Consider the following 8,066-nt stretch of genomic DNA (forward strand, 5'->3'; position numbering starts at 1 on the left):
GGTGTTACATGACGACGTGGCGATGCAATCGCGCTTGTATTCGACGATCTGCCGAAACCCGTGCCGGCGGATTTTGATGTGTTCCTCGCGCCTTCTCAGGTGCTGGATGGGGTTGCGAGAAATCAGATTCTGCCAACGGCCGGCGGCGTATCGGTCAAACTCTTCCTGTTGTATTGAACGGGAAACGGTATTTTGCGTGGGATATCACCAGCCGGCCATCCTCCTATGACACCCGTTCAGCAAGACCTGCTTATTGCCGAGTACAACGCGCTTCGCGCCGAGAACCTGCTGCGCATCGATCATCTCGCTGCTCAGGCCCGGCATATCCTGGTGCTCAATGGAGCCAGCTGGGCGTGGATGCTTACACAGGATGAGTTGCTGACGCGAATCGCTTACTGGATTCCGCTCCTGATTACCCTGCTCTTCTGGGCCAATAATTTTCTGACAATCAAGACGATCCGTCGGGTATCCGGCTACCTGAAGCATATGACCGAGAAGGTCGACCTGCCTCACGAACTGGGGTGGGAGCGTTATCTGAAAACCCACCCGCTTGGGCACATGAGTAGGTGGACGTTCTTTTTCTGGATCGTGTTGGTTGTGGGCAATTTCGTGTTGCCCATCTATCTGATGATCGCGAAATGAACGCGATCGTCATCCGGTTGGCCACGTTCGATGACCTGCCGGCGCTTCGTGCGCTGATCCCTGAATCCGTCCGAGGCCTCAGCCGGCCCTTTTATTCGGACACCCAGATCAAACAGGCCATCGTCCAGGTCTTCGGGGTGGATACGCAACTGATCAATGACGGCACCTATTTCGTGGCCGAGATTGGAGGCGTGATTGCGGGGTGTGGCGGCTGGAGCCGGCGGAGGACGTTGTACGGAGGGGACCAGATGAAGGCTGCCGAGGACCCGCTGCTCGATCCTTCCGGCGACGCAGCCCGCATCCGGGCATTTTTTGTCCACCCGACCTATGCGCGCCGGGGGATCGGCGGGGCGATCCTGAGGGCGAGCGAAGCAGCGGCGCGCGAGGCCGGCTTCCTGGCGCTCGAACTGGTGGCGACGTTGCCGGGCGAGCCCCTCTACCGGGCGTTTGGATTCGAGGCGGTGGAGCGTTACGAAGCCGTGTTGCCCGGTGGGGTGATGTTGCCTCTGGTAGCCATGCGAAAGGAAGTGGGCGTCAGGTGATGCCCTTTTCGCGGATGAGGCGGGCGATGCGCCGCGCCTCGCGGCCGGCCTCTCGTAGCAGGCCGCCACGCGAGTTCTTGAACCCGCAGAAAAACAGCCCGGACACGTCGGTCTCCCGGCCGCTCGTGCGGGCGCAACCGTTCTCGTCGAGCGCCGCGTCCGCGTCGTTTAGATAGGCCTTCAGATTCTGCCGGTAGCCGGTGCCGAGCACCACGCCGTCGAATACGGCCATGCGGCCATCGGCGAACGTCACGGTGTCGCCATCGAATCGTTCGAGGCCGGGATATACGGTGATCCGCCCCGATTTAATGAGCTCGATCGTGCCGACATCCAGAACCGGCGTCGTTTTGTCTCGCTCGATCTGCGTCATGCCGCCGTATGGTAGGCGACGAATGCCGTAATCAGACAGGTCGCCCAGCACGAGGCGCGGGAGGGTGCTCGTGAAGGCGTCGGCGACCCGCGACGGGAGCCGGCTCAGCAGCACCGAGACGGAGTGCGTGGACATCCCGAACAGGTCGCGCGGCGCTACGTTGACGGCGTTGCGAACGGCCATCGCCACATCGGCGCCGTGTTCGCAGAGGTCGAGCGCGATCTCCGCGGCCGAGTTACCGAAGCCCACAACGAGCATGCGGGCGCCTTTGAATACGCTCCCGTTGGCATATTCCGAACTATGGAGCATCGAACCCGGAAAGGCCTCCATTCCCGGCCAGGTCGGTCGATGCGGCGTGTGGCTCTGGCCCGTGGCGATAACGAGGTACTGCGATCGGTATCGGGTGTCGCGCGTGGTGGTGACCCATCGTCCGGCGTCTTGCCGGGCCTCGACGACGTCCTGACCATACCGGGGCTCGAGGCGGAACGTGCGGGCATAGTCCCGAAGATACGCGGCCACCTGCCGGCGGGACGGGTAACGTGGCGTTTCTTTGGGGTATGGGAGATGGGGTAGTGCAGAGAACTGCTTGTGGGTGTGCAGCTGTAGCCGATCGTACCGACGATCCCAGGCAGATCCGGGTGTGTTATTCCTTTCGAGCAGGATATGGGGGATGTGGTCATGCCGCAGGCACGCGCCAACAGCCAGCCCGGCCGCGCCGGCGCCGATGATCAGGGTGACGGTTTCTATGGTTGGGAACGTTGTTGAATCCATACGTGCTTGCAGTGAGGATTCAATATAGGGCCATCAGGCCGTTGTCTTCAATCTGGCGAGTGCAAACGATCGTGTGCAACCATTCGGTAGCCTCCAGGCCATAGCGAACGATCACCGCGAAAAAGCCGCCTTGAGATCGCTCCAGGACACCGCGCCTCCAAGCTCCCGATCCGTCCACTCGCTGAGGCTCCAGAGGCCGTCATCGCCCTGGACGATGATCCAGATGAGCCGGCCCTGGGCGCCTGTCGGCACTTCGGGACGCGAGTGGTTGATGGTGAGGGTGTAGGTGGCGTCGTACTGGAAGCGGTCGTCGGTGATGACGGACACGGAGGGGTCGGTGAGGACCAGGCGGTGGCCGGTGGAGAGCTGTGCGGCGGACGCGGCGGTGCTGAAATAACGTTCCTCCTCGGCCTTGCTCCAGGACGTCCAGGTGGAAGGGTCCTGCCCGAGCGCGGCGGCCGTGGGGGTGAACATGAGGTCGGCCGCCAGGGAGCGGCCGTAGTTGGGGGCGTTCATCTCCTCGACGGCGGACAGGATGTTTTCGATCACCTGCTCGGGCGTGTCGGGCTGGAGGAAGGTGCCGCCTTCCGACGCCGGCGGTTCCGGCTCACGCGCCGAAAAGACGTCGCAGGAGGCCAGCATCACCGCAATCATCAACCATCCGAGCGGGCGGGCGGCCGTCCGCACCGCCAACTGCCCCGCTGTATGAATCATGGCGCGGCCTCGGCGAACGGCGCGAGCGCCTCTTCCTCTGCGCGAACCCCATCGAACCACCCGTTGATGCGGCGGACGACCTCGTCGAGCAGAGAATCGGGGCAGGAGGCGCCTGCGGTGAGCAGGATATCGAGGGGGCGGTGGGCCGGCAGCCAGTCCAGCGATTCGGTCTCCGCGTGCCGGTGCAGGTCGAAGTGCGAGATCCGGTTCGGCCCGTGTACATCCTCTGCGCCTCGCACGAAATATGTCGGCATCACCTCTTCGCACAGCTCCACGAGGTGGGTGGTGTTGGACGAGTTGAAGCCGCCGACGATAAGCGCCACGTCCGCCCCGTCGTCAATCAGGGCGCGTGTGGCGGACTGATTTTCGTTGGTCGCGTAACACAACGTATCGTTGGTGTCGGCGAAGTGGGCGTCCAGGCCGGCGGCGCCGTAGCGGCTCACCATGGCATCGCGCAAGAGCGAGGCGATGGCCTGGGTCTCGGTGGCGAGCATGGTCGTCTGGTTGACGACGCCGATGCGTGCGAGGTCGCGATCCGGGTCGAATCCGTCCGAGTACTTGCCGGCGAAACGGCGGTGGAAGAAGCCGGCATCCGCCTCGCCCCGGATGACCCGCGCGAGGTCCCGCGCTTCGTCCATGTTCAGCACCACCACCACGGGCGCAGCCTGCCGGGCATGTGAAAACGTGGCCTGGGTCTCCTCGTGGTTTCGTTTGCCGTGGACGACCACCGTGTACGCCTGCTGCCCGATCTGCTGGCTTTTTTTCCACACCTTCTCGACGAACGGGCAGGTGGTGTCGTAGGTCGTGGTGTCCAGGCCGCGCCGGCGGAGGTCGGCCTCGATCTCCACCGAGGCGCCGAATGCCGGGATGAGCACCACGTCGTCCGGCGTGAGGGTGTCGAACGGGATGAGCTGCTCGCCGGAGGTGGTTCGCAAGAACCGGATGCCGCGCGCCTGGAGGTCGTCGTTCACGCGGGGGTTGTGGATCATCTCCGAGAGCAGGAAAATGCGCTTGCCGGGGTTTTCGTCGAGGGCGCGGTAGGCGATCTCGATGGCCTGCTCCACGCCGTAGCAGAACCCGAAATGGCGGGCGATCTTATAGCGAATGGGGCCGAAATCGAGTACCGAGGGGGTGAGGTCCTTCTTCCGGGGGTCGGAAATCCGCCGGGCCGCCTTGACGCGAGAGATCAGCGGGCTTCGGTAGAACAGGGGTACGTCGAACTGTCGGGCCATGGCGCGGAGCGGGTGAGGTCGGAGCCCTGTAACGCCGGCCGCCGGCCGCGGTTCGGGCGTTCACCAGCCGGAAAGGGAGGCCCGGGGCAGGGTGATGGTAAAGGTGGAACCTTCGCCCGGGGCTGATTGGACGTCGATCGTGCCGGCCATAAGGATGACATATTCGAGAGCGACCGCGAGGCCGATGCCGGCGCCCTGCTGGATCACCTCGGTCATGCGCTCCTCGCGGCTGAACCGTTCGAACAGACGGGGCATGAACTCCGCCGAGATGCCTCGGCCGGTGTCGCGCACCTGGATCGCCACGCGCACTCCATCCCCCGACAGCTGTAGGACTACTTCGCCACTTTCCGTGTATTTGATGGCATTCTGGATGAGATTGACGAGTACCTGGCGCAGGCGCTGGACATCGGCGGCGACGTAGAGTAGGCCGGCGCTGTCCTCGACCTCCAGCGTCAGCCCTTTCCGTTCGGCGGTCGGGTAGAGCTGGTGCACGACGTCGTCGCACAGCGCATTCAGGGCCACGGGAGCGATGCGCAGCTCGTGCCGGCCGGAGAGGATGCGGGAGAATTCGACCAGCTCGTTCACCAGGTCCAGCGATTGTTCGACGCTCGACAGGATCGTCTTGAAAAATTCGCGCTGATGGGGCTCCAGCCGGCCCTCAAGCTCCTCCCATAGCAACTGGGTGTACCCGAGGATCGCCGCCAGCGGGGCGCGTAACTCGTGGCTCAGGCTGCCGGCGAAGACCAGCTGGGGGTCGGCGGAGGAGTCTGATGACAACGGGGCGTGGGAGGAAACGGTGGAGGGAGCAGAACACACGGCTGGTATCGACAGACGGGAGCGCTCGGTTAAAATGGCCACGATTTTCAAACACCTCCACCGCATGGAGTCCGTATCTTCCAGCCGAGATCTCCCGTTCGATGCTGATTTTTTTAAATAGATAGTCCATGTCCCGACCGTTACGCGTTGGCCTTCTCACCGGCGGCGGCGATTGCCCCGGCCTGAACGCCGTGGTTCGCGCCGTCACCAAAAGCCTCATCATCCAGCATAACGCCGAGGTCATCGGGTTCGAGGATGGGTTTCTGGGCTTGATCGAGGAGCGCATTCGCCCGCTCGACTACCACGATGTCAGCGGCATCCTCACCCTTGGCGGCACCATCCTCGGAACCAGCAACCGCGCCAACCCCTTCCGCTTCTACAAACGCGGCGACGCCGACGTCTCGAGCCAGGTCGCCAAGTTCGTGCGCACGCTGGGTCTCGACGCCATTGTGGTCATCGGCGGGGACGGGACGATGTCGATCGCGCATGGAATGCAGGAACTGGGGGTGAACATCGTGGGCGTCCCTAAGACGATCGACAACGACTTGCCGGCGACGGATCGGACGTTCGGGTTCGATTCCGCGGTGGCCATCGCCACGGAGGCGATCGACCGATTGCATACCACGGCACAGAGCCATCATCGAGTGATGATCCTCGAGACGATGGGGCGTTACGCCGGCTGGATCGCGCTATATGCCGGGGTCGCCGGCGGCGCGGATGTGATCCTCATCCCCGAATTTGAGTACGATGTTAACGAGATCGCGCGCGTGTGCAAGGAGCGGGAGAGTGGCGGGCAGCGGTTCACCATCATCTGCGTGGCCGAGGGCAGCAAGCCGAAAGGTGGCTCGATGGTCGTTCAGAGCATCGTGGAATCTAGCCCGGATCCCATTCGCCTCGGCGGCATTTGTAAGGTGTTGGAGCATCAGTTGAATACCCACCTGCGAAGCGAAATTCGTACGACCATTCTCGGTCACGTGCAGCGAGGAGGTACTCCTACGGCGTACGACCGCACCCTCGCCACGGCTTTTGGCGCCTACGCGGCGGCCATGGTGGCGGATGGCCGCTACGGCCATATGGTGGCGCTGCGCGACAACAGCCTGACGTGTGTGCCTCTGGCGGATGTCGCCAACCGGATCCGCACCGTCCCGACCGACGCCCCGATGGTGCTCGCCGGCCTCGCCGTGGGCACTTCGTTCGGGGTGAGTCAGTTCGACCAGCGCTTCCTCGGCCATCAGGACGCACGTACCGTTACCTGAATCGTTTACTTTTTAATTTTGAATCTTGGATCTTAAAAAGACCCCCATGCATGTGTTCTTGACCGGAGGCACCGGCTTCGTCGGCTCCTATATTCTGCGCGAACTGCTTGCCAGTCAGCATACTGTACGTCTACTCGTTCGCCGTTCGGAGGACCGGATGCCAGGCAACGGGCGCATCGAAACGGTGAAGGGCGACGTGACGGATCGTACGTCGCTCGCCGGCCTCATGCGCGGCTGCGACGCCGTGATGCATCTGGTGGGGATCATCGAAGAGAAGCCTTCGGCCGGCATCACGTTCCAGACGCTCCATGTGGACGCCACCCGGAACGTGGTCGACCAGGCGCGGGCGGACGGCATCGATCGGTTCATCCACATGAGTGCGAACGGCGCGCGGGCGAACGGCGTTTCCGGGTATCAGACTAGCAAGTGGGCGGCGGAGGAGTATGTCCGCAGCGCCGGCTTCGGAGCCTGGACCGTGTTCCGTCCCTCGGTCGTTTTCGGCGATCCGGGTGACGACCATCCCGAGTTTACCTCCCAACTCGCGAATTCCCTTGTCCGTCCTTTCCCCGTGCTGCCGGTCTTCGGAGACGGCCTCTACGAAATGCAGCCGGTCTCCGTGGAAGAGGTCGCGTCCGCCTTTGTCCAGGCGCTGACCAACGACCGGGCACGACGGAAGACGTACTGCGTCGCCGGCCAGGAGCGGTTCCCTTACGTCCGTATTCTGGATATCATCGCCCGCGGCATGGGCATCGCCCCGAAGCCCCAGCTCAAGCAACCCGTATGGCTGGTGCGTCCCATCGTGCAGACCGCCGGCCGCCTCGGGCTGCTGCCCATCACACCGGACCAGTTCGAGATGCTCCTCGAAGGCAATACCTGCGACTCTACCGACTTCTACCGGGATTTTGACCTGAAACCGATCCGATTCGCGCCGGAGAATCTGGGGTATTTGTGAGGCTGGCGGCGCTCGGGAACATCAGGGCCCTTTCAGTGATCCATCACCTCTTGCAGGAATTTCAGCATATATCGTCGTTCAGTTTGATGGATTCAGCCAGGTACGCGCCGCCAACCCCGAATCAGGAAAAAAAGTATATTGCAATCGCCGGCAACATTGGGGCCGGCAAGAGCTCGCTCACGACGATTGTCAGCGAACATTTCACGTGGGACGCTTACTACGAACGGGTGGACGATAACCCGTATCTCTCGGACTTCTACGAGAACATGCGTCGGTGGTCATTTAATCTGCAGGTATTTTTCCTGTCGAGCCGGTTCAACCAGCAGAGTCGGATCGAGGCCGGCCCGAATCCGGTGGTGCAGGACCGGTCGATCTACGAGGACGCCGAGATTTTTGCGCGCAACTTGTTCGAGATGGATCTCATGTCGCGGCGCGACTACGAGAACTACACGGAGCTCTTCCATATCATGACGTCGTACCTGCGTCCGCCCGATCTTCTGGTGTATCTGCGGGCGTCGGTCCCCACCCTCGTGCGGCACATCCAATCGCGCGGCCGAAATTATGAGTCCAGCATCCGTATCGAATACCTGGAGCGCCTCAATGTGCTGTACGACGAATGGATCGATCGCTACAATTTTGGCCCCAAGCTCATCATCGATGCCGACTCGTACGATTTTGTCAACAATACTGAGGACCGCGAGGATGTGCTGGGGCGGATCGAGAGCCGGCTCTTCGGGCTTTTTGTCGATTAACCGTGCGGCGCGGGGCGCG

The 8,066-nt window shown here is 62.6% G+C and carries 9 protein-coding genes; 5 read left to right on the forward strand and 4 right to left on the reverse strand.

Going from position 1 to position 8,066, the window contains the following annotated elements; translation table 11 throughout:
• The first annotated feature begins 225 nt into the window (after nucleotides 1-225).
• Nucleotides 226-642 carry a hypothetical protein gene (locus tag SH809_02320; GenBank protein MDZ4698517.1) on the forward strand — a complete coding sequence of 139 codons (417 nt, stop codon included), beginning with the start codon at nucleotides 226-228 and terminating at the stop codon, nucleotides 640-642.
• Entirely contained in the window at nucleotides 639-1,184 is a 546-nt protein-coding gene (locus SH809_02325; protein MDZ4698518.1) for a GNAT family N-acetyltransferase, read from the forward strand. The genes SH809_02320 and SH809_02325 overlap by 4 nt, the downstream gene beginning before the upstream one ends.
• Here the strand turns inward: SH809_02325 and SH809_02330 are convergent.
• The 4 genes from SH809_02330 to SH809_02345 all read right to left on the reverse strand — a co-directional run bounded on the left by SH809_02330 (nucleotide 1,177) and on the right by SH809_02345 (nucleotide 5,048).
• Entirely contained in the window at nucleotides 1,177-2,325 is a 1,149-nt protein-coding gene (locus SH809_02330) for an NAD(P)/FAD-dependent oxidoreductase (protein MDZ4698519.1), read from the reverse strand. The two genes, SH809_02325 and SH809_02330, sit on opposite strands and share 8 nt — an antisense overlap.
• 111 nt (nucleotides 2,326-2,436) lie before the next feature.
• Nucleotides 2,437-3,039 carry a hypothetical protein gene (locus tag SH809_02335; GenBank protein MDZ4698520.1) on the reverse strand — a complete coding sequence of 201 codons (603 nt, stop codon included), beginning with the start codon at nucleotides 3,037-3,039 and terminating at the stop codon, nucleotides 2,437-2,439.
• Nucleotides 3,036-4,271: a 4-hydroxy-3-methylbut-2-enyl diphosphate reductase gene (locus SH809_02340; protein MDZ4698521.1), complete on the reverse strand. Its 1,236-nt coding sequence runs from the start codon at nucleotides 4,269-4,271 to the stop codon at nucleotides 3,036-3,038. Before SH809_02340 ends, SH809_02335 begins: the two co-directional genes overlap by 4 nt.
• Nucleotides 4,272-4,331: 60 nt before the next feature.
• Nucleotides 4,332-5,048 carry a HAMP domain-containing sensor histidine kinase gene (locus SH809_02345; GenBank protein MDZ4698522.1) on the reverse strand — a complete coding sequence of 239 codons (717 nt, stop codon included), beginning with the start codon at nucleotides 5,046-5,048 and terminating at the stop codon, nucleotides 4,332-4,334.
• A 167-nt stretch (nucleotides 5,049-5,215) separates the two neighbouring features.
• Between SH809_02345 and SH809_02350 the strand changes: the two genes are divergently transcribed.
• The 3 genes from SH809_02350 to SH809_02360 all read left to right on the forward strand — a co-directional run bounded on the left by SH809_02350 (nucleotide 5,216) and on the right by SH809_02360 (nucleotide 8,047).
• On the forward strand, nucleotides 5,216-6,343 hold the full coding sequence (locus SH809_02350; GenBank protein MDZ4698523.1) for an ATP-dependent 6-phosphofructokinase: 1,128 nt from the start codon (nucleotides 5,216-5,218) through the stop codon (nucleotides 6,341-6,343).
• A 46-nt stretch (nucleotides 6,344-6,389) separates the two neighbouring features.
• Nucleotides 6,390-7,295 (forward strand): NAD(P)H-binding protein, encoded by a 906-nt coding sequence (locus SH809_02355; protein ID MDZ4698524.1) that lies wholly within the window; start codon nucleotides 6,390-6,392, stop codon nucleotides 7,293-7,295.
• Between the two features lie 86 nt (nucleotides 7,296-7,381).
• Nucleotides 7,382-8,047 (forward strand): deoxynucleoside kinase, encoded by a 666-nt coding sequence (locus SH809_02360; GenBank protein ID MDZ4698525.1) that lies wholly within the window; start codon nucleotides 7,382-7,384, stop codon nucleotides 8,045-8,047.
• Nucleotides 8,048-8,066: the final 19 nt, after the last annotated feature.

The sequence above is a fragment of the Rhodothermales bacterium genome, assembly GCA_034439735.1.
GTDB lineage: Bacteria > Bacteroidota > Rhodothermia > Rhodothermales > JAHQVL01 > JAWKNW01.

Bases quoted from the DNA above. Each gene is read 5' to 3' on its own strand.
- SH809_02320 (MDZ4698517.1), top strand. From the start codon at position 226: ATGACACCCGTTCAGCAAGACCTGCTTATTGCCGAGTACAACGCGCTT.
- SH809_02325 (MDZ4698518.1), top strand. From the start codon at position 639: ATGAACGCGATCGTCATCCGGTTGGCCACGTTCGATGACCTGCCGGCG.
- SH809_02330 (MDZ4698519.1), bottom strand. From the start codon at position 2,325: ATGGATTCAACAACGTTCCCAACCATAGAAACCGTCACCCTGATCATC.
- SH809_02335 (MDZ4698520.1), bottom strand. From the start codon at position 3,039: ATGATTCATACAGCGGGGCAGTTGGCGGTGCGGACGGCCGCCCGCCCG.
- SH809_02340 (MDZ4698521.1), bottom strand. From the start codon at position 4,271: ATGGCCCGACAGTTCGACGTACCCCTGTTCTACCGAAGCCCGCTGATC.
- SH809_02350 (MDZ4698523.1), top strand. From the start codon at position 5,216: ATGTCCCGACCGTTACGCGTTGGCCTTCTCACCGGCGGCGGCGATTGC.
- SH809_02355 (MDZ4698524.1), top strand. From the start codon at position 6,390: ATGCATGTGTTCTTGACCGGAGGCACCGGCTTCGTCGGCTCCTATATT.
- SH809_02360 (MDZ4698525.1), top strand. From the start codon at position 7,382: ATGGATTCAGCCAGGTACGCGCCGCCAACCCCGAATCAGGAAAAAAAG.